This is a genomic window from Vibrio viridaestus (genome assembly GCF_003856525.1).
GTDB lineage: Bacteria > Pseudomonadota > Gammaproteobacteria > Enterobacterales > Vibrionaceae > Vibrio > Vibrio viridaestus.
The window spans coordinates 1-569 of the sequence record NZ_RJVQ01000085.1 but is presented as its reverse complement, the minus strand read 5'-3'; the positions used below and the strand labels follow the sequence as shown (position 1 = coordinate 569).

Sequence of the window (569 nt, the reverse complement as noted above, 5' to 3'; positions counted from 1 at the left end):
TTTTCGCCATATTTGCGTTCCACATAGTTCCATCTCTGAGCATCGAATTTAGTATCACAACCATCTTTCTAACGCAGGCAATGATCGCTACTTTCTTTGGTTTCCCAGCGTCAAGCAATCGTTGATATGTGGATTTAAAAACAGGGTTATATTGCATAGCGGACATCATTGCCATATACAAAACGGTTCGAACTTGAGCACGACCACCTTGGATGATTCGTTTACCTCTAAATCGGCCACTTTCCTTATTCATAGGCGCAACACCTATCAATGAAAAGGCTTGTTTATTATTGATATAACCAAGTTCAGGAACGTTACTGATAATGGCTGCCTCACTCACTTTACCTATGCCAGGAACACTTTGGAGAATGGTATTTTTGCTCTGGTAGGCGGGAACTGTTTCAATAAGCTTGATGATTAGGATTTCTATTTTTTCTATCTGCTTTTTGAATGCTGTGATGATTGGATTAATGGTTGAGTGAAGTGTTTTGGGAAGTTGTTGTAAACGGTTTTTCTCCATAGTTTGCATCGTTAATATTTGATGTCGTCTTGCGACTAAGTCACTCATT

Annotated in this window: 1 protein-coding gene; it reads right to left on the bottom strand. The window is 39.2% G+C overall.

From position 1 onward, the window contains the following. On the bottom strand, nt 1-569 hold a 569-nt coding region (locus tag EES38_RS21780), incomplete at both ends, for a transposase (RefSeq protein ID WP_148090388.1).